Below are 18,146 nucleotides of genomic sequence, written 5' to 3' on the forward strand. Positions count from 1 at the left end.
ATGTGCCTGCTTTGCGACGATGAGAAGGCCTATCAGGCCTACATGAATTATCTCGACAAGATGGAACGGCAGGGCAAGGCTGCCGATCCCAACGTCGCCGTCAATGCCGTGCTCGACGAGATCGAGGCGGCCGCGAAAGCCGCCGCCAAAAAGGACGACCCGGCCAACGACAAGACCCTGTCTCCGTTCTTCTGCAGCCCGATCAATAAATGACCGATTTGACATCGCTGACGCTCGCCGAGGCCCGCAAGGGCCTCGCGGCAAAAAATTTCACGTCGCTCGAGCTGACCGACGCGCATCTTTCCGCGATCGAGAAAGCGCGCGTGCTCAACGCCTTCGTGATAGAGACGCCGGACCAGGCGCGCGCCATGGCGCGCGAGGCGGACAGCAAGATCGCCAAGGGCGATGCGGGCCCGCTCGCCGGCATCCCGCTCGGCATCAAGGACCTGTTCGCGACCAGGGGCGTGCGCACCACGGCGTGCTCGAAGATCCTCGGCAATTTCGTGCCGACCTACGAGTCCACCGTCACCTCGCAGCTCTGGCGCGACGGCGCGGTGATGCTCGGCAAGCTCAACAATGACGAGTTCGCGATGGGCTCGGCGAACGAGACCTCGTGCTTCGGCCCCGTCGGCAATCCCTGGCGGCGCGAGGGCAGCAACACCACGCTGGTGCCGGGCGGCTCGTCCGGCGGCTCGGCCTCGGCCGTGGCGGCGCTGCTCTGCATGGGCGCGACCGCGACTGATACCGGCGGCTCGATCCGCCAGCCGGCCGCGTTCACCGCGACCGTCGGCATCAAGCCGACCTATGGCCGCTGCTCGCGTTGGGGCATCGTCGCCTTTGCCTCCTCGCTCGACCAGGCGGGCCCTATCGCGCGCAGCGTACGCGATGCCGCGATGCTGCTGCGCTCGATGGCCGGCCACGATCCCAAGGACACGACGTCGGTCGATATCCCCGTGCCGGACTACGAGGCGGCGATCGGCAAGTCCGTGAAGGGCATGAAGATCGGCATCCCCCGGGAGTATCGCCTCGACGGCATGCCGGCCGAGATCGAGAAACTGTGGAGTGAGGGCGCGGCGTGGCTGAAGGCGGCCGGTGCCGAGCTGGTCGAGGTGTCGCTGCCGCACACCAAATACGCGCTGCCGGCCTATTACATCGTGGCGCCGGCAGAGGCCTCGTCCAACCTGGCGCGCTATGACGGCGTGCGCTACGGCCTGCGCGAGCAGGGTAAGAACATCATCGAGCTCTACGAGAACACCCGTGCGGAGGGATTTGGCGCCGAGGTGCGCCGCCGCGTCATGATCGGCACTTACGTGCTCTCGGCCGGCTATTACGATGCCTATTACCTGCGCGCGCAGAAGGTGCGCACGCTGATCAAGAAGGATTTTGAGGACTGCTTCGCCAAAGGCGTCGACGCCATCCTCACCCCGGCGACGCCGTCGGCGGCCTTCGGCATCGGCGAGAAGGGCGGCGCCGACCCGGTCGAGATGTATCTCAACGACATCTTCACGGTGACCGTGAACATGGCGGGCCTGCCCGGCATCGCGGTGCCCGCCGGCAAGGACGTGCAGGGCCTGCCGCTCGGGCTGCAATTGATCGGCCGTCCGTTCGATGAGGAGACGCTGTTCTCGCTCGGCGAGGTGATCGAGCAGGCCGCCGGCCGCTTCACGCCCGCGAGGTGGTGGTGAATGTCGCCGATTTCATCGCGAGCATCAGTGGCGCGGCGCCCGCGCCGGACCTGAACGCGCCGCTCGCCGGCCTGTGGTGGGCGGCGAAGGGCGACTGGGACCGCGCGCACAAGATCGTTCAGGACGAGAGCAGCCGCGAGGCCGCCTGGGTGCATGCCTATTTGCACCGCGTCGAAGGCGATCTCGGCAATGCCGGCTATTGGTACCGCCAGGCCGGCCAGCCGGCGGCAAAGGATTCATTGGAAGCGGAGTGGGAGCGGATCGCTGCCACGCTGCTCGGGAGCAGGACATGAGCACGGCCACGCACAAGCTTCTCAAGGGCTCAACTGGTGACTGGGAGATGGTCATTGGCATGGAGATCCATGCCCAGGTGACCTCGAACGCCAAACTGTTCTCGGGCGCATCTACCGCTTTCGGCGGCGAGCCGAACAGCCACGTCTCGCTGGTCGACGTCGCGATGCCGGGCATGCTGCCGGTCATCAACGAGGAATGCGTCAGGCAGGCTGTCCGGACCGGGCTCGGCCTCAACGCGCAGATCAACCTGCGCTCGGTGTTCGACCGCAAGAACTATTTCTATCCGGACCTGCCGCAGGGCTACCAGATCAGCCAGTACAAATCGCCCATCGTGGGCGAGGGTGAGGTGATCATCGATCTCGACGGCGGCAAGACGGCCACCATCGGTATCGAGCGGCTGCATCTGGAGCAGGATCCCGGCAAGATGCTGCACGACCGGTCGCCGTCGCTGTCCTACATCGATTTCAACCGCTCTGGCGTGGCGCTGATGGAGATCGTCTCGAAGCCTGATATCCGCGACGCCGAGCAGGCCAAGGCCTATGTGACCAAGCTGCGCTCGATCATGCGCTACCTCGGCACCTGCGACGGTGACATGGAGAAGGGATCCCTGCGCGCCGACGTCAACGTGTCCGTGCGCAAGCCCGGCGCGCCGCTCGGCACCCGCTGCGAGATCAAGAACATGAACTCGATCGCCTTCATCGGCCAGGCGATCGAGTATGAAGCGCGGCGCCAGATTGAGATCCTGGAGGACGGGGGCGAGATCGAGCAGGAGACGCGCCGGTTCGATCCCAACAAGGGTGAGACGCGCTCGATGCGGTCGAAGGAGGAGGCGCACGACTATCGCTACTTCCCCGACCCCGACCTGTTGCCGCTGGAGTTCAGCCAGGACTTCGTCGACGCGCTGAAGGCGAAGCTGCCGGAGCTGCCGGACCAGAAGAAGGCGCGCTTCGTCGCCGATTTCGGCCTCTCGGCCTATGATGCGAGCGTGCTGGTCGCCGAGCGCGAGAGCGCGCTGTTCTACGAGACGGTGCTCGACAAGCTCGCCACCCGCGCCCGCGACGGCAAGATGGCGGCGAACTGGGTGATCAACGAGCTGTTCGGCCGTCTCAACAAAGAAGGCCGGGATATTACGGCCTCGCCCGTCAATGCCGGGCAACTGGCTGCGATCATCGACCTGATCGGCGAGGGTACGATCTCGGGCAAGATCGCCAAGGATCTGTTCGAAATCGTCTGGCAGGAGGGTGGCGATCCCCGCGCGCTGGTCGAAAGCCGTGGCATGAAGCAGGTCACGGATCTCTCAGCGATCGAAAAGGTGGTCGACGACATCATCGCGGCCAATCCCGACAAGGCGGCGCAGGTGAAGGACAAGCCGCAATCGCTCGGCTGGTTCGTCGGCCAGGTCATGAAGGCATCCGGCGGCAAGGCCAACCCGCAGAGCGTCAACGACCTGCTCAAGTCCAAGCTCGGCGTCTAAGCCTGACGCATTCGAACGAGGTGACGGACGCGTTTCGTCACCTCGCTTTTGGTTCTCGCTGCGACGCTCGCGCGCATCCTCGACGGCAAACTTCATCCTGATCGACGGCGATGCGGCGGCCGAATCGCCGCCGCGCGATTCGCCCGAAACGGCGGCTTGAACGCGCTCCGGCGAGCGCCCGCGCCGTTAAGCATGAAAATATTTTCGTTGCCAAAAATCGCGACTCAGAGTCCGCGAAACGCCTTTGCGAGGCGACCGCACGATTGTCGATGCGCATCGCTGCGTTGGTCGCGCGCGATACGCGCGTGCGAAAAAATACTTGCTGCATAGTGTTTTCGTGCAATCGCATCGTTCGCGAACGTCGGCGATGCGCGCGCTCTGCATGATCGCAAGTGCACGTCGTACGAAGCGCCTGCGTCGCGCCCGCCAAGCGCAGGCGCCTTGCTGCGTCAACACTTCTTTAAGCGAGAAGCTGTTTTTTTCTTCGTGTTGGTGTATTCGGGATGAAGTGCATTCGATCCCCGAGTGCACGCAGCGATTAAAGCCATCTCACACATCGGAGGGCAACATGGCCAAGAAAGCGAAGAAGGCGAAGAAGGCGAAGAGCGCAGTGAAGAAGACTGCGAAGAAGACCCGCAAGGTCGCGAAGAAGAAGAAGTAACTTCGCTTCTGAAGTTGCCGGCTCCAGATAGCCGGCACGTCATCAGCGCCTCCTAGAGGTTCTGGTCGACGATAGAGGGTGTCGGCGAGACATCAGGTCAACGGTCGGACCGTTCTCTTTCGCGGTCCGGCAGAAGAAACGAGTTTTCTTCGTTCGGTGCGGTTCTCCTCAAACGGGCTCCGCAATTTCACGACAGGCCTTCGGGCCAAAGTGGAATCTGGTCCTGACGTGTTCGCCGACGCCCTCGTTCCCTTGAAGCCGGGGCATTGCCGGCATTCCTCTCCCTCACATCGTTGATTTGACCGCGTCGCGTCCGAGCGCGCTTCTGTCATGCCGGCTTGATCGCTTGGCTTGGAGAGGCAAGGCGTCCTGTGGCGTGATCGCGCACCGTTTCGCCCAGCGGTGTCGCCGCCCGGCTCCGACGGGCCGATCCAGCACGCGCGGCTTGTCGTGGAACGATTGCGGCCGCAGGATACTGGATCACCCGCCTGCCGCCTTCCGAACTTGGACGGCCCGAGACCGCATGCCCAGGCGAAGCCTTGGCGTAGCCGGGGCGCGGATGACGACAAGAAAAGCAGTCACATGACCTGCGCCACTGCGCGCGATGGTTATCGATGTCCTGAAATCCCAGGGTAAACCGAATCTGACGAATGACAGAAGTGCCTGCGAATCAGGGACTTTTTGAATTCTCGGCACAGGAGACGCGCGCCCGCGTTTACGTCTGCTTCATCGCGATGCTTAAACTGCCATTCAAATTTGCCCGCCATCATCGCCTCCAACAAGCCGGCAAACGGCGACGGGGAAGAGTTGAACAGTGCACCATCCCGGGACGGGTCATGCACATCAGAGGTTGGACGGGAGCCGCGCTCGGGGGACGAGGCGGCATAAGAACAAAGGGGATGCGTGATGTTTCAGGGTACTTTCGATCTGGAGACGGCGACGCCGGTCGATGCGAGCGCGCTGTCGGACGTGCTGTTCGAGCGCGGGATCTATTGGGCGAGCGGCCGCTCCGGCATCGTCGATCTCGTCGCCGCGCACAAATGGTTCAATCTCGCCGCGCTGAAGGGCCGCAAGGACGCTGTGGCGCTGCGCCAGGAAATCGCCGGGCAGATGTCGGAGACCGAGATCTCCGTCGCGCAGCGTGAGGCGAGAGCCTGGGTCTGCGCGCACTGAGCGTCACTTCGGTTGGGAACCGGACCTTGACCGGGCGGCGCCATCGCGCCGCGGCGGCTTCAGGTCGAGGTTTGCACGGCAAACGAGGCCGGCGCTTCGCCGGCGCAATGCCTGCGCCAGATTTCGTCGAATGCCTTTTCGATATCCCGCGTCATGCGGACGGTATCGAAAAGCGGCCAAGTGGTCCGGCGCGCCGCCAGCTTGCTCCTGAGCGCGACGCGAAGTTCGGAATCGTGCGCGATCCGAAGTGCCAAAGCCTCATATTCCTCCAGCGATCGCGTCACCAGCTCGGGAAGGCCTACGGCGTTCAGGAGACTGGCTGCAACGCGTCCGGCAAAAGTGGTCCCAAGGCACGTCAGGACCGGCAAGCCGGCCCACAGGGCGTCGCTGGCCCCGGTGTGGGCGTTGTAAGGCAATGTGTCCAGGAACAGATCGGCGACCTGGTGGCGCGCCAAATGCTCCTCAGCAGGGACGCGCGGAGCGAACACGATTCTCTCGGCGACAATCCCCCGCGCAACGGCTTCGCGCTTGAGATTCTCCATGGCGACCGGGTCACCATCTAGCAGCCAAAGGACGCTTCCGGGGGTCTTGTCGAGCAGCCGCATCCAGACGCCGAACAACGGGGGCGTGATCTTGGGGCTTCTGTTGAACGCGCAGTAGACGAACGCATCGTCCGCCAGTCCGAGCTGGCTCCGGCTCGGTGGCTTTGACGGGAGCGGTCGCTTCGCGTCGGTCGCCTGGTAGCTATTGGGAAGATAGATCACCTTCTCGGCGTAATAAGTCTGCTCTGCTTCGGGGATGACGATCCGGTCGGCCATGAGATAGTCGACATAGGGGGCGCCCATCGTGCCGGGAAAGCCGAGATAGCTGACCTGGATAGGAGCCGGCCGGCGCGCAATGATTTTCGGCCGTGCACCGGCGGTGAAGCCGCCGAGATCGACGAGAACCTCGATCTCGAGCTGGCCGATCAGCTTGACGACGTCCTCGTCGGCAAGGTCGCTGACATCTTCAAAACGTTCGAATGCGGCCCTCAGGCGGTTGCGCATCTGGCTGTCGTCGTCGGGCCCGTAGGAGATGGCGGTGACGTCGAAGCGCTCGCGGTCGTGCGCCTCGAAGATTCCGGCCATCAAATACGCGGTGGCATGACTGCGAAAATCGGCCGACATGTACGCGATCCGGAGCCGGGACGCCGGTCTCGGCGTTCCGGGCCTGGCGGCACCCCCGTCGGGGGTCACCTTGGCGACATAGGCCTTCGCGCAGGTCAATTGGCGTGCAGGCGATGAGGAGACATGAAAGAAGGTGAAGGGGTCGACCGGCACGCCTGCCTCGGCAGCGTCTTCCATAGTGGCCTGTTCACGTTCGAAGCTGCTCCAGTCGGCGCGCTTCCGCTTGCAAGCAACGAGGTTGCTCAGCGCAAACGGGAACGTCTTATCAAGTGCGACCGTTCGTTCCAGAGCCACGATCGCTTCGTCGTCTCGCCCCAGCTGGCCAAGAACCTCAGACAACGCGAAATGGTTCTGTGGGTCGGCCGGTGCAAGCTCGATGGCGCGGGCGTAGCTGTCACGCGCTTCCACGAGTCGACCAAGCTGCTGCAACGCGCTGCCTCGGTTGGCGAACGCGGCGCTCGACGGTGCGATCGCAATGGAGCGATCAAACTCGGCTATGGCTTCGCGAAGCTGCTGCCGTGCAATGAGGATCGCTCCGCGATTGAGATGCGCGTCCGCGAAGTTCGGAGCCAGGGCGATTACTTTCGCAAGCCAGACGAGCGCATCGTCCGGCTTGTCCAGCGCGCGCAGCACGTTGGCATAGTTGAAAAGAACGTCGGGATTGCCGGGGTCGACGCGTGCAGCCTTCTTCAGCAAAGGCTCGGCATCCGCAAAATGGCCGCGCTGGGCGTGCAACAGCCCCAGCATATGGAGCGCGACGGCATGCGTTCTGCTTCCCTTCAGAATGGTCGTGTAGGCCCGTTCCGCTTCCGACAGATTGCCCGAACGGTGCGCCGCAATTGCCTGGTCCAGAATAGCTGACGGATGGAGTGAGGAGGGGGCCGAGGCTCCCTTGTTGCGGCCTTGTTGCGACATGCAATGGGTTCTCGACCCGACGTAGGGGGTCTGTGCTCGGGCGAAATGGTGCAAAAACTCTAGTCACCTTTGCCGGCGAGAACAACGGCCGCGCCGCCTGCGCTCATTCGCACGGGCGGACGCGCTTGCGCTGGAGCAAGTTTCTTCTTCATGGCGTCGCCTAGAATCCGACGGCATGAGCAACCAGGCTACGAATGGACGATGGCTGCCGATTCAGATCGCTCCCGACGAGTGCGACCTGGAACTCGGGCGTCTGCACAAAACAGGTATTGTGCCATGGTCCTTTCCATGCCGGCGTAAGGGCGGCATCTGGTTCAATGTTTGGGCCGATGAGGCCGTGCTGATAGCGCCCTCGCATTGGCGGGTCTGGCGATCCGGCATTTAGGTTGGGGGCTCACATATATAAGGAGCGCGCGAATCGCGCGGGCTCGCCGCCCTCATCCTTGTGCGGAACTTTCGTACCGGCGTCGCCCATCGCCTTCCGCTGGACGCGCGCAGGGACCTTGATTCTGCTTCCGGGGATTCTGCTGCCGGGTGGCGGAGAGGGAGGGATTCGAACCCTCGATACAGCTTGAGACCGTATGACGCTTTAGCAAAGCGTTGCCTTCAGCCACTCGGCCACCTCTCCGGTGCGAGCCTTATGCATCTATTTGCTCGGGCTGGTCAATTTGGAAGCGCGTGTTTTCGCTCGAATATTCCCAGCGATTTGCGAAACGAGACGGGTTTGCGCTCGGATCAGGGCGTGGCGCTGAATTTTCGAGGAAATTCAAAGGTGCAAAGAAGGACTAGCACCTCTGCGTCCTCGCTCGCCGAGCTGTCCGGCCCGATTATCCCGCCAGCGTGACTTCCATATAGAGAGTGATGGCGAGCCCCGGACGGCGGAGGTATTTGCAGGCTGCCTGCGTCAGATTGCGCGACGGGGAGGCGGGTCGATGCCTGTCCACTGAGTCTCCTTCTGATTCCACGATTCGAGCGCCTCAAAGCTGGCTCAAGCCGAGCTCTCGCGCGCGGCGCCTCATGTGCGGAACTTTGATGGCATTTGGAACCGCTCCAAAAACGTTAATGTAAACAACGGGTTACGAGAGCGGTTTGATCACATCTGCGTGTTATTTGTGCAACACCCGTTGGAAAACACGCTGCACCGGCCCGTTTCGGAGCGTTCTCTTGTTGTGTGTGCAAGGACGTTCGGTAATTGTGACTGAGCGACGGAGGGGGGCATCCCGAGGTCGTCCCGTTTAGGTCATTCGCTTAAGTCCCTCGCGTTCATGCGGGTGTGTCCGAAGACGCGAAGGGGCCGAAAGCGGTGATTTAGAGGGGGTTGGGGAATTGGCCGTCCGGTCAGTGACCTTCCCTGAAGAGCAACTTGGAGGTTTAACATGAAGTTGGTTAAGAGCCTTTTGCTCGGCTCAGCGGCGGGTCTGATCGCCGTGGGCGGAGCTCAGGCAGCCGATCTCCCCGTGAAGGCCAAGGCGGTCGAGTACGTGAAGATCTGCTCCCTGTACGGTGCTGGATTCTACTACATCCCGGGCACCGACACCTGCATCAAGTTCGGCGGTTATCTGCGTGCCGACATGCTGTTTAACACGAACAGCGACTACGGCATTGGCCAGGGTGCTCCCGGCGGCGCCAACAACCGTCTGGACAACTACTATCAGACCCGCGCTCGTTTGGACTTCACCATCGATACCCGTACGGCAACCGAGTATGGCGTGGTCCGCACCTACGCCGATACGGTTTTCAGCTGGGATGCCACCTCGGTGACCGGCAGCGCCCCGTCTGCCTTCTCGGTCGGTTCGGCTTCGCTCGGCCTCTACCATGCGTTCATCCAGTTCGCTGGTTTCACCTTCGGCCGCACCGTCTCGATCTTCGACGCACCGTGGCAGAGCTATCCGGCTGGCGGTCCCGACTTCCTTCCGGGCGGCAGCAACAACGTCACCGGTGTGAACCAGGTTGCCTACACGGCTGATTTCGGCCAGGGCATCACGGGTTCGGTCGCGTTGCAGGATATGACGACCGCCGCTGGCGGCCAGTCCAACCTCTGGAATGCGAGCGTGACGGGCGTTGCCGGTGCAGTGGGTGGCTTCGCCACGACTGCGGCTGCGGGCGCTGCCTTCATCCAGGGCATCTACGGTGTCAACGATTGGGGTGGCACGCGCATGCCCGACATCGTTGGTCAGGTTCGTGTCGATCAGGCTTGGGGTCTGTTCCAGATCTCGGCGGCGGCGCACGAACTCCACTCGGCGTATTACGGTACGACGGAGCTCACGGGTCATCCGTCGGACAAGTGGGGCTGGGCGGTGCAGGGTGCCTTGTCGATCAAGAACATCCCGACTGGTGCGGGTGACTCGATCAACTTGCAGGCGGTCTACACCGACGGTGCTTCGCGGTACAACTTCCAGAGCCTGTTCCCGCAGACCATCTTCATCTACGGCGGCAGCGGCATCGCTTATCAGAGCATCGGCTTCGCCGGTATCGCTGATGGCGTGTTCGGTTCCGGTCTCGGTATCGAGACCGTCAAGACCTGGGGCTTCCGCGGTGGTTATACCCACAACTGGTCCCCGAACTGGGCGTCGGGCATCTACGGTGCTTATGCTTCGCTCCGCTACGGCGATCAAAGCAAGGCTCTGATCTGCGCCAACTTCGCTGCTGCTCTGGCCCCCGCCGCTGGCTCGACCTGTAACCCCGACTTCAACCTTGCGGTTATCGGCGGCAACTTGGTCTGGACTCCGGTCAAGGGTCTCGCCTTCACGGCTGACGTGAGCTACGTCTGGCTCGACCAGAAGCACTCTGGCGTTGTCACGGGCGCCAACACGGCCAACCTGGCTGTTGCCAAGCCCGCAGCCACCTACGAGCTGAAGGATCAGGGCAACCTGCAGATGCTCCTGCGCGCTCAGCGCAACTTCTAAGATCGACCCTAGGTTGATCCATGAACCCCGGCAGGAAACTGCCGGGGTTTTTCTTTGGAGCGTAGCGCTTCGCTTAACGTGCGGACCTTGTTGGCTCGCAAGCTGGAATGTCGGCAAAGTGCTATCAAACTACCATCTCAGGCCCTTCCACTCCTTGAAGGCATAGGTCGGGTTGAGACCGCAGGCATCGATTGTGCCCGACGCGGTCGCCATGCACTGGCTGTAATTGGACAACTGGCAGTTGCCAGGATTCTCCCAACGCCGTTCTTGCAGGCAATAGCGATCCTGGATGCCGGTTACCTGTGGCTGGGCAGGATGGCGGTTCTTGCCGAAGGGGGGAGCCGCCGGTCGCGAGGCCCGACGAGATCACGGCTGCGAACAGGAACGCACCGACCACGCGCAGCGTGACACGTTCCCAGCCTTGTGAGGCATAAGCTAACCGGTGCGTGGGAACGCTTGGCGCAATCCTATCGTCAGGTCGCTGGCGCCGTCGACGAATCCTGCCGAGCCCTGCCCAGCAACCAGGCTTTGATTCTAACGGGCCATCGACGCCCGTTACTGCACGCTGACGGCGCCGCGGCGCAGATCGGCTTCGATCTGCAAGCGGGTGCCGCCGCCGAAACGGGCGCGGTAGACTTGAAGGTTTTCCATGATCCGCTGCACATAGTTGCGCGTCTCGGAGAACGGAATCAGCTCGACCCAGTCGACGGCATCGACCTTGGGGTCGCGCGGATCGCCGTAACGCTCGACCCACTTCTTCACGCTGCCGCGGCCGGCATTGTAGGCGGCGAAGGTCATGATGTAGGAGCCGCGATAATCCTCGAGCAGTCCGCCGAGCTCGGCCGAGCCGAGCGTGGCGTTGTAGACGGAGTCGTTCTTCAGCCGCCCGAGGTCGTAGGTTGCGCCGTGGCGCTTGCAGACGTAGCGGGCGGCATCCGGCGTCACCTGCATCAGCCCGTAGGCCTGCGCCGGCGAGACCACCGACGGGTTGAACGCGCTCTCCTGCCGCGCAATCGCATAGATGATGCTGCGTTCGACCTCGGGGCCGATCGGCGTGAACTGAGGGATGCCGTTGACGGGGTAGGCGTAGAAGTCGAACGGGAGGCCGCGGTTGAGCGCGGCCTTGCCGAGCAGCAGCATGCCGCGCGCGTCGCTGTAGCGCTGGGTGAGCTCGCCGAGGCCCGCGAGCGCCTCGGGATCGCCGTTCTCGCCCATGTCGGCGAGCAGCGGTATCGCGAACTCGCGCTCGTCCAGCTCGTAGAGCAGTTGCGCGGCGCGCACGATCTCGAGCCGCTCGGCGCCGCGACCGCGCGGCTGGCTGTTGAGCTCGATCTGCGGCAGGCCGAGCTTTGCGCGCGCGAGCTGGCCGTAATAGCTGGTCGATTGCTCGGCCGCCCGCGCATAGGCATTGCGTGCCTCCTGCTGGCGGCCCATCGCCTCGGCAGCGCGGCCCTGCCAATAGCCGGCACGCGCCAGCGCGGTGGGATTGACGCTGCCGACGCCGATGCGAGCAAAATGCTGGGCGGCGGTCGCGGGATCGTTGAGGAAGCGCAGCGCGATCCAGCCGGCGGTGAACTCCTGCTCGGTCTTGTAGATGTCGCGCGAGGGCAGGGCGGCGTCGCGCGCGATCAGATAGGCGCTGCGGAATTCCTCGGTGTCGATCATCTTGCGCGCCAGGAGGCGCCGCTCGATCCACCATTCATCGAGATTGTGGAGGCGACCCGGATCCTTCGGCGCCGACAGCATCAGCTGGGCGGCTTCAGTGAACTTCTCCTCGCGGCGCAGCAGCTGGATCTTGCTGAAGATGAAGCCTGGATCGCCGTGCAGCTCGCGCGGCACGGCATCGAGCAGCGCCCGCGCGTTCGGCGCTTTCTTGACCGCGGCGATGCGGGCCTTGGCGAGCGCGACATAGCCGGCGCCGAGACGCTTGGCGGCGCGTAGCGCCGCCTCGTTCTCGCTGCCGTAGAGCAGGTTGTCCATCCGCGCTTTCTGGTCGCCTGGCGTGAGCAGGGCGCCGAACTGGTCGAGCGCGTTGTTCTCGGTGTCCTCCGACATCGGATCGGCGCGCCAGGCGTCGCGCACCAGCCGCTCGGCATTGGCGCGGTCGCCGCGCGCCAGCATCGCCCTGGCCAGCGTGAAGCGTCCCTTGGCGGAGATCGGCGACTCGTTCTCGAACCACGACCACGCGACCGACTCGTCGCGCCTGTCGTCCCACATCGCGGCCTCGAGCCGCCGGCGCAGGAAGGTCTGCGACGGCCAGCTCGGATTGGCTGAGAGGAAGGCGCGATAGCGTTCCACGGTCGCGCCGTTGTCCTCGCTGCGCAGGATGATCCATTCGGCGAGCTTTCGCGCGACCGGATCGGAGATGCCGGCCGCGGCATTGGTGGCGTCGCCGGCCTTGCGCTTACGCACGAGCTCGATGACGCTCTCCAGGGTGTCCTTGTCAGCCTGCGACGTCGACGATGTCGCAGCGACGGCGGCCGGGATGACCGGCTTGCGCGGCGCTGCATGCTGGCGTGTTGCAGGCGCCAGTATGGGAGCTGCGGCCGGTCTGGCTGGGGCCGGCGCAGTTGGTTTGACGGTGGCAGTCACGGCCGGGGCGGGGGCTGCCTTGGGCGGCGCGCCGCTCGCAGTCGGCGCTGCCTTTGGCGCGGAAGCAGGTGCCGTAGCAACGGGAGCGGTGGCCGCAGGCTTGGGTTTGTCTTTGGGCTTGTCCTTCGCCGGTTCCTTGCTGGCGTTCTTGCCGGCGTCCGGCTTCTTCGCGGCGTCCTTGGCGGGGGTGCCGAGCGTACCCTTTGCGGCCTTCGCGGCGTCCTTGCCGGTTCCCTTGGCTGTATCCTTCGCCGTTTCCTTGGTTGATCCTTTGGCCGGGCCATTCGAGGCGTCCTTGGCTGCTGGCTTGGCGGGATCCTTGGTCTCCGCGGCCGTCTCGTTGGACTTGGCGAACGCGGCGCAGTCCATCGACAGCCCGGCCATCAGGCACAATGCCATACTCAGGGATCGCCACGCGGCAGATGCAAAGGAGGTCACGGCGTTTCGTCGCCCCGAATCAGTGAAGTGGCTCAAGACCTAGCTGAATTTGCTTGAATATGCGGAGAAAATACCAACAGCCGCTTACCTCGGGCCGATTTGCACCAGCACCGCGGCAAAATCGCGGCCTAAACCCAGCCTGGCACCGACCCCGGGTCTTTTACCGGCCGGATAGACCCGATATGAAGGGGGCTTGCTCAAGAGATCGCCGCGTACGGAGGAAGTCCATGGCAGCCAAGACGAAATTCCGAGGGTCGTTCACCGCCTTGGTCACCCCGTTCAAGAACGGCTCGCTCGACGAGGCGGCATTCCGCTCCCTGGTCAATTGGCAGATCTCCGAGGGCACCAATGGCCTCGTTCCGGTCGGCACTACGGGCGAGAGCCCGACGCTCAGCCATGACGAGCACAAGAAGGTCGTGGAATGGTGCATCGCTGAAGCCAAGGGCCGCGTGCCCGTCATCGCCGGCGCCGGCTCCAACTCGACCAAGGAGGCGATCGAGCTCTCCCAGCACGCCGAAAAGGCGGGCGCGGACGCCGTGCTGATCGTCACGCCCTATTACAACAAGCCGACGCAAGAAGGCATGTACCAGCACTTCAAGGCGATCAACGATGCGATCGGCATTCCGATCATCATCTACAACATCCCACCGCGCTCGGTGATCGACATGTCGGTCGACACCATGAAGCGGCTGTGGGAGCTGAAGAACATCGCCGGGGTCAAGGACGCCACCGCCAGCATGGTCCGCGTGTCGCAGCAGCGCGCGGCGATGGGCGAGGACTTCAACCAGCTCTCGGGCGAGGACGCCACCATCATCGGCTACATGGCCCATGGCGGCCATGGCTGCATCTCGGTGACCTCGAACGTCGCGCCGCGCCTGTGCTCGGAGTTCCACGCCGCCTGGCAGAAGGGCGACACCAAGGCGGCGCTCGCGATCCACGACAAGCTGATGCCGCTGCACAACAACCTCTTCATCGAGAGCAATCCGGCGCCGATCAAGTACGCGATGTCGCTGCTCGGCAAGCTGGACGAGACGCTGCGGCTGCCGATGGTTCCGGTGTCCGAGCCGACGCGGGTTGCGGTGCGCAGCGCGATGGTTCACGCCGGCCTGGTCAACTGACGCATTACCGTTCGGGGGAGCCTTTCATGAGCGTGGAGGAAAAGGGCGCGCGGATCCTCAAGGAGTTCCGCGAGTTCGCCATGAAGGGCAACGTCGTCGATCTCGCGGTCGGCGTCATCATCGGCGCGGCCTTCGGCGGGATCGTCACCTCGCTGGTCGGTGACGTCATCATGCCGATCGTCGGCGCGGTCACCGGTGGCCTCGACTTCTCGAACTACTTCATCCCCTTGTCGAAGGCGGTCACCGCCACCAACTTGGCGGATGCGAAAAAGCAAGGCGCCGTCCTTGCTTACGGCAGCTTCCTGACACTGACGATCAACTTCATCATCGTCGCCTTCGTGCTGTTCCTGGTAATCCGCGCCATGAACACGCTGAAGCGCAAGGAGGAGGCGGCGCCCGCCGCTCCGCCAAAGCCGTCGGCCGAGGTCGAGCTGCTGACCGAGATCCGCGATCTCCTCAAGAAGTGACGCGCCCACTTCATCCGAACTGTTAGAATCCGAGCGCATCTCGATCAGGTTTGCCCGTCATGGCCGATAAGAACGAACGTCCGATCAAGGTGATGGCGGAAAATCGCAAGGCGCGTTTCAACTACGCCATCGAGGACACGATCGAGGCGGGCATTGCGCTGACCGGCACTGAGGTCAAGTCGATCCGCAACGGCAAGAGCACGATCGCGGAATCCTATGCCGATTCCAAGAACGGCGAGATCTGGCTGATCAACGCCACCATTCCCGAATACCTGCAGGGCAACCGCTTCAACCACGAGCCCAAGCGGCCGCGAAAGCTGCTGCTCCACCGCCGCCAGATCAACAAGCTGATCGGCGCGGTCGACCGCGAGGGCATGACGCTGATCCCGCTCAAGCTTTACTTCAACGAGCGCGGCCGGGCCAAGCTGCAGCTGGCGGTTGCGAAGGGCAAGAAGCTGCACGACAAGCGCGAGTCCGAGAAGAAGCGCGACTGGAGCCGGGAGAAGGGCAGGCTGCTGCGGGCGAGGGGATGACGAGATGAATCAACGGAACCTGCTCGAGGTCGACTGGAGCCAGATTCCCGCGCCTTCCGACGATGGCGCCGCCGCGCATCTCGAAGGCATGACGTTGCCGCCGATTGGCCTGCTCGCGACCGACGACACATCGGTCACCCTGTCGGCTTTGCGCGGCCGCACCGTGGTGTTCGCCTATCCCCGCACCGGCGAGCCCGGCAAGATCGCGCTGGTCGACGATTGGGACATGATCCCCGGAGCGCGCGGCTGCACGCCCCAGACCTGCGCCTTTCGCGATCTCTACGCCGAGCTGAAGGCCGCCGGCGCCGCGCATGTGTTCGGCCTCTCGACCCAGAGCAACGACTATCAGATCGAGATGGCGTCGCGCCTGCATCTGCCGTTCCCGGTGCTTTCGGACGAGAAGCTGGCGCTGACGCGCGCCTTGAACTTGCCGACCATGGAGGTCGCGGGCCTGACGCTGATCAAGCGCCTCGCGCTTGTTATCGACGACGCCAGGATCACGCACGTGTTCTATCCGGTGTTTCCGCCCGACCGGAACGCCGGCGACGTGCTGGCCTGGCTCAAGGCAAATCCCGTCAATAAGGCGCGATGCGATTAGGATGAATCGTCATCGCGCTTTAGCTTATTGTTTGAGCATGATCTTTTCGGAAAACCGCTACGCACTTTTCCGGATCATGCTCTAGCTAATCGAGATCCGCCTTCACCTTCGCGAACACGGATCTGAACATGTCTGGCGTCAGCACGCCGGTGTTCGTGTTGTAGCGGGAGCAGTGATAGCTGTCGTAGAGCCTGAACGCGCCGGCCTGATGCACCGCGCCGTGGCCGAAGGGGGCTTGCGAGGCCTTCAAATTCAGCGGCTTGAGCACGCTGTCGTGCGCAATTCGCCCGAGCGCGACGATAGCGCGCAGCTTCGGCATCGTCGCCAGATTGGCCACGAGAAACTGGCGGCAGGTGTTGATCTCGATCGGCAGCGGCTTGTTCTGCGGCGGCACGCAATGCACGGCATTGGCGATCCGGCAGTCGACGAGTTTCAGGCCGTCGTCGGGACGCGCCTGATAGGTGCCCCTCGCAAAGCCGTATTCGATCAGCGTGGCATAGAGCAGGTCGCCGGCATAATCGCCCGTGAACGGCCGCCCCGTGCGGTTGGCGCCCTGCATTCCCGGGGCGAGGCCCACGATCAGGAGGCGGGCCTTGATGTCGCCGAAGGGCGCAACCGGCGCATTGTGCCACGAGGGCTCGCGCGCGCGGTTCGCCTCGCGGAAGGCGACCAGGCGCGGGCAGAGCGGGCAGTCACGGTCGGGAACGATTGTGAGAGGCTGGCGGCTTGACCGGGCCGCCTCACTCCTCGAAGTCGTCATCGCCCCTCGGCGCCGTCGTGGTCGCGCGCTGGAGGAATTGCGGGGCGTGGTGGCGTTCACCACGCTCGCCGCGGTCACGCGGGGCGGGGCGCTCGGACGGATCGCGGCCGAGCTTGGATTGCAGCTCGACGAGGTCGGTGAAGACGTCGGCCTGGCGGCGCAGCTCGTCGGCGATCATCGGCGGCTGGCTGGCGATGGTGGAGACCACCGTGACCCGCACGCCGCGGCGCTGGACGGCCTCGACCAGGGAGCGGAAGTCGCCGTCACCCGAGAACAGCACCATCTGGTCGATGTGCTCGGCGAGCTCCATGGCGTCGACGGCGAGCTCGATGTCCATGTTGCCCTTCACCTTGCGGCGCCCGGAGGCGTCGATGAATTCCTTGGTCGCCTTGGTGACGACCGTGTAGCCGTTGTAGTCCAGCCAGTCGATCAGCGGGCGGATCGAGGAGTATTCCTGGTCCTCGATGATGGCGGTGTAATAGAACGCCCGCAATAACGTCCCGCGGCTCTGAAACTCCTTCAGCAGGCGCTTGTAGTCGATGTCGAAGCCGAGGGTTTTCGCCGTCGCGTAGAGATTGGCCCCGTCGATGAAGAGCGCGATCTTGTTGGTAGGAGAAGGTGACATTCAGTTTGCTCGCGTAGCGTTCGTGATTGATCGTTTTTTGTTGGCGCGGCGACAACAGGCCGCGCAGTTCTAGAGTGCCGCAGAAACCCGTCGAAACCGCAAATCCGGAGAAGTCGGGGCAATCAAGGTATAGTTATGGCGGACTTGCATACACCCCGGGGCCGCCCCCAACGGCAGCCCGGAAAACCACCCGTCCCAGCCCCAATGTGGGGGTAGCAGAGCGGTTTGGCGAGGCCAAATCACAAAATGGTCTTGCGAAACCGTCCCGGCCCCTATAACTAGCCCCAATCATCCACATATTTCGTCCCACCCACAACGGAGCGACAGTCCATGGCTCGCGTCACCGTAGAAGATTGTATCGACAAGGTCGACAACCGGTTTGACTTGGTCCTGCTGGCCGCCCACCGTGCCCGCATGATTTCATCCGGTTCACAACTAACGGTTGACCGCGATAACGACAAGAACCCTGTTGTGTCTTTGCGTGAAATTGCCGAGACGACGATCTCGCCGGAGGACCTCCGCGAGGAGCTGGTCCACTCGTTGCAGAAGTTCGTCGAGGTGGACGAGCCCGAGCCGGATACAGTGCCGCTGATCGGTTCCGCGGGGGCAAGCGTCGATGCCGACGACACCGAGGTCGCCGTGGAGCGCATGACCGAGGAGGAGCTGCTGAAGGGCCTGGAAGGCCTCGCGCCTCCCGAGGAGCAGCCCGAGGAAGACGAGTAATTCCTCCATCGCGATCAT

Annotated in this window: 16 protein-coding genes and 1 tRNA gene; 11 read left to right on the forward strand and 6 right to left on the reverse strand. The window is 63.6% G+C overall.

From position 1 onward, the window contains the following. From ACTEK7_RS00590 to ACTEK7_RS00610, 5 genes are all read left to right on the forward strand, one after another. Complete coding sequence (locus ACTEK7_RS00590) at window positions 1–213, forward strand: hypothetical protein (RefSeq protein ID WP_027547180.1); 213 nt, start codon at window positions 1–3, stop codon at window positions 211–213. Further along, a complete protein-coding gene (gene gatA, locus ACTEK7_RS00595) occupies window positions 210–1,685 on the forward strand; it encodes an Asp-tRNA(Asn)/Glu-tRNA(Gln) amidotransferase subunit GatA (protein ID WP_036025529.1) in 1,476 nt (491 codons plus the stop codon). The genes ACTEK7_RS00590 and gatA overlap by 4 nt, the downstream gene beginning before the upstream one ends. Further along, the gene (locus ACTEK7_RS00600; RefSeq protein ID WP_085974545.1) at window positions 1,676–1,978 is read left to right on the forward strand and encodes a hypothetical protein; all 303 of its coding nucleotides are present in this window, start codon (window positions 1,676–1,678) and stop codon (window positions 1,976–1,978) included. The genes gatA and ACTEK7_RS00600 overlap by 10 nt, the downstream gene beginning before the upstream one ends. Then, the gene (gatB, locus tag ACTEK7_RS00605) at window positions 1,975–3,453 is read left to right on the forward strand and encodes an Asp-tRNA(Asn)/Glu-tRNA(Gln) amidotransferase subunit GatB (protein WP_036015058.1); all 1,479 of its coding nucleotides are present in this window, start codon (window positions 1,975–1,977) and stop codon (window positions 3,451–3,453) included. Before ACTEK7_RS00600 ends, gatB begins: the two co-directional genes overlap by 4 nt. Before the next feature lie 1,567 nt (window positions 3,454–5,020). Further along, window positions 5,021–5,287 carry a hypothetical protein gene (locus ACTEK7_RS00610; protein WP_036015126.1) on the forward strand — a complete coding sequence of 89 codons (267 nt, stop codon included), beginning with the start codon at window positions 5,021–5,023 and terminating at the stop codon, window positions 5,285–5,287. A 59-nt stretch (window positions 5,288–5,346) separates the two neighbouring features. Here ACTEK7_RS00610 and ACTEK7_RS00615 read toward each other — a convergent pair whose 3' ends face one another. After that, entirely contained in the window at window positions 5,347–7,422 is a 2,076-nt protein-coding gene (locus ACTEK7_RS00615) for an O-linked N-acetylglucosamine transferase, SPINDLY family protein (protein ID WP_225148416.1), read from the reverse strand. Window positions 7,423–7,903: 481 nt separating this feature from the next. Beyond that, window positions 7,904–7,996, reverse strand: a tRNA-Ser gene (locus tag ACTEK7_RS00620). Window positions 7,997–8,744: 748 nt separating this feature from the next. On the opposite strand from ACTEK7_RS00620, the gene ACTEK7_RS00625 reads away from it, so the two are divergent. Beyond that, window positions 8,745–10,274, forward strand: coding sequence for a porin (locus ACTEK7_RS00625; protein ID WP_225113869.1), 1,530 nt, complete (start codon window positions 8,745–8,747; stop codon window positions 10,272–10,274). Between the two features lie 129 nt (window positions 10,275–10,403). Here ACTEK7_RS00625 and ACTEK7_RS00630 read toward each other — a convergent pair whose 3' ends face one another. Together ACTEK7_RS00630 and ACTEK7_RS00635 are read right to left on the reverse strand one after the other, a co-directional pair. Continuing rightward, complete coding sequence (locus tag ACTEK7_RS00630) at window positions 10,404–10,565, reverse strand: DUF3551 domain-containing protein (RefSeq protein ID WP_109143524.1); 162 nt, start codon at window positions 10,563–10,565, stop codon at window positions 10,404–10,406. Between the two features lie 264 nt (window positions 10,566–10,829). Then, entirely contained in the window at window positions 10,830–13,250 is a 2,421-nt protein-coding gene (locus tag ACTEK7_RS00635; RefSeq protein WP_225148427.1) for a transglycosylase SLT domain-containing protein, read from the reverse strand. A gap of 281 nt (window positions 13,251–13,531) precedes the next feature. Between ACTEK7_RS00635 and dapA the strand changes: the two genes are divergently transcribed. From dapA to ACTEK7_RS00655, 4 genes are read left to right on the forward strand one after another with little or no spacing between them, the layout of a single operon-like run. Beyond that, window positions 13,532–14,422, forward strand: coding sequence for a 4-hydroxy-tetrahydrodipicolinate synthase (dapA, locus tag ACTEK7_RS00640; RefSeq protein WP_036015047.1), 891 nt, complete (start codon window positions 13,532–13,534; stop codon window positions 14,420–14,422). Window positions 14,423–14,448: 26 nt separating this feature from the next. After that, on the forward strand, window positions 14,449–14,889 hold the full coding sequence (gene mscL / locus ACTEK7_RS00645) for a large conductance mechanosensitive channel protein MscL (protein WP_225148417.1): 441 nt from the start codon (window positions 14,449–14,451) through the stop codon (window positions 14,887–14,889). Window positions 14,890–14,948: 59 nt separating this feature from the next. After that, window positions 14,949–15,422, forward strand: coding sequence for an SsrA-binding protein SmpB (gene smpB, locus ACTEK7_RS00650; protein ID WP_025036727.1), 474 nt, complete (start codon window positions 14,949–14,951; stop codon window positions 15,420–15,422). A 4-nt stretch (window positions 15,423–15,426) separates the two neighbouring features. After that, window positions 15,427–16,020, forward strand: coding sequence for a peroxiredoxin (locus ACTEK7_RS00655; protein WP_036025520.1), 594 nt, complete (start codon window positions 15,427–15,429; stop codon window positions 16,018–16,020). Window positions 16,021–16,105: 85 nt separating this feature from the next. Here ACTEK7_RS00655 and ACTEK7_RS00660 read toward each other — a convergent pair whose 3' ends face one another. Continuing rightward, window positions 16,106–16,780 carry a uracil-DNA glycosylase gene (locus ACTEK7_RS00660; protein WP_036025518.1) on the reverse strand — a complete coding sequence of 225 codons (675 nt, stop codon included), beginning with the start codon at window positions 16,778–16,780 and terminating at the stop codon, window positions 16,106–16,108. Further along, on the reverse strand, window positions 16,761–17,405 hold the full coding sequence (locus tag ACTEK7_RS00665) for a LabA-like NYN domain-containing protein (RefSeq protein WP_036015038.1): 645 nt from the start codon (window positions 17,403–17,405) through the stop codon (window positions 16,761–16,763). Before ACTEK7_RS00665 ends, ACTEK7_RS00660 begins: the two co-directional genes overlap by 20 nt. A gap of 330 nt (window positions 17,406–17,735) precedes the next feature. Here ACTEK7_RS00665 and rpoZ point away from each other — a divergent pair, with 330 nt between their 5' ends. Further along, on the forward strand, window positions 17,736–18,128 hold the full coding sequence (gene rpoZ, locus ACTEK7_RS00670) for a DNA-directed RNA polymerase subunit omega (protein ID WP_007603391.1): 393 nt from the start codon (window positions 17,736–17,738) through the stop codon (window positions 18,126–18,128). Window positions 18,129–18,146: the final 18 nt, after the last annotated feature.

This window comes from Bradyrhizobium sp. JHI2711 (genome assembly GCF_056156565.1).

What these genes read in the sequence shown, in the direction of transcription:
- ACTEK7_RS00590 (WP_027547180.1), top strand. Translation starts at nt 1, where the DNA reads ATGTGCCTGCTTTGCGACGATGAGAAGGCCTATCAGGCCTACATGAAT.
- gatA (WP_036025529.1), top strand. Translation starts at nt 210, where the DNA reads ATGACCGATTTGACATCGCTGACGCTCGCCGAGGCCCGCAAGGGCCTC.
- gatB (WP_036015058.1), top strand. Translation starts at nt 1,975, where the DNA reads ATGAGCACGGCCACGCACAAGCTTCTCAAGGGCTCAACTGGTGACTGG.
- ACTEK7_RS00610 (WP_036015126.1), top strand. Translation starts at nt 5,021, where the DNA reads ATGTTTCAGGGTACTTTCGATCTGGAGACGGCGACGCCGGTCGATGCG.
- ACTEK7_RS00625 (WP_225113869.1), top strand. Translation starts at nt 8,745, where the DNA reads ATGAAGTTGGTTAAGAGCCTTTTGCTCGGCTCAGCGGCGGGTCTGATC.
- ACTEK7_RS00635 (WP_225148427.1), bottom strand. Translation starts at nt 13,250, where the DNA reads ATGGCCGGGCTGTCGATGGACTGCGCCGCGTTCGCCAAGTCCAACGAG.
- dapA (WP_036015047.1), top strand. Translation starts at nt 13,532, where the DNA reads ATGGCAGCCAAGACGAAATTCCGAGGGTCGTTCACCGCCTTGGTCACC.
- mscL (WP_225148417.1), top strand. Translation starts at nt 14,449, where the DNA reads ATGAGCGTGGAGGAAAAGGGCGCGCGGATCCTCAAGGAGTTCCGCGAG.
- smpB (WP_025036727.1), top strand. Translation starts at nt 14,949, where the DNA reads ATGGCCGATAAGAACGAACGTCCGATCAAGGTGATGGCGGAAAATCGC.
- ACTEK7_RS00655 (WP_036025520.1), top strand. Translation starts at nt 15,427, where the DNA reads ATGAATCAACGGAACCTGCTCGAGGTCGACTGGAGCCAGATTCCCGCG.
- ACTEK7_RS00660 (WP_036025518.1), bottom strand. Translation starts at nt 16,780, where the DNA reads ATGACGACTTCGAGGAGTGAGGCGGCCCGGTCAAGCCGCCAGCCTCTC.
- ACTEK7_RS00665 (WP_036015038.1), bottom strand. Translation starts at nt 17,405, where the DNA reads ATGTCACCTTCTCCTACCAACAAGATCGCGCTCTTCATCGACGGGGCC.
- rpoZ (WP_007603391.1), top strand. Translation starts at nt 17,736, where the DNA reads ATGGCTCGCGTCACCGTAGAAGATTGTATCGACAAGGTCGACAACCGG.